The sequence below is a fragment of the Corallococcus exercitus genome (genome assembly GCF_003611585.1).
Classification (GTDB): Bacteria; Myxococcota; Myxococcia; order Myxococcales; family Myxococcaceae; genus Corallococcus; species Corallococcus exercitus.
The window spans coordinates 1-557 of the sequence record NZ_RAVW01000869.1 but is presented as its reverse complement, the minus strand read 5'-3'; the positions used below and the strand labels follow the sequence as shown (position 1 = coordinate 557).

General features: G+C 72.9%; 1 pseudogene. It reads left to right on the top strand.

Annotated elements, in window-relative coordinates:
- Positions 1–557, top strand: a pseudogene (locus D7W79_RS42610) (ArnT family glycosyltransferase); the annotation flags it as partial.

Genomic DNA, 557 nt, shown 5'->3' with positions numbered 1-557 from the left:
CTGGCCTTCGGCGTGTACCTGGCCTTCGACGCGTTCTCCTCCAAGGTGAAGCAGGAGCGTCCGGCCGCCGGGCGTGCCGTCGCGCTGGGGCTGCTGCTCACCGGCGGGGCCACGCTGGTCGTGGTGGCCACGCAGGGGCAGGTGTCCGCGATGGGGCTGTGGGGCGTGGCGCTGCTGGCGCTCGCGGGCTTCCTCGTCTGGCAGGCGTCGCGGCCGGAGGAGGCGCCGGGGCGCACGGTGCTCCAGGCGGTGGGATTCGGCCTGGCGCTGGTGGGTGTGGCGCTGGCGGTGCGCGGCTTCAAGGGACCGGCCGCGTCCGACGCGCTCTTCAAGGCCCTGTCCGGCACCATCAACGTGAAGGTGGGCATGGGCTTCGCGTTCGGCGTGGCCGGCGTGCTGGCGGTGGTGGCCGCGCTGCAGCGCTCGCGCGTGCTGCTGTTCAGCACGTTCTGGGGCCTGGCCGCGGCGTTCGCGCTCTGGTTCAACTGGGGCCACTGGGTGGACCTGTCCCACCACTGGACGCAGCGCGACCTGTTCTGGCGCTACTACAACCAGCG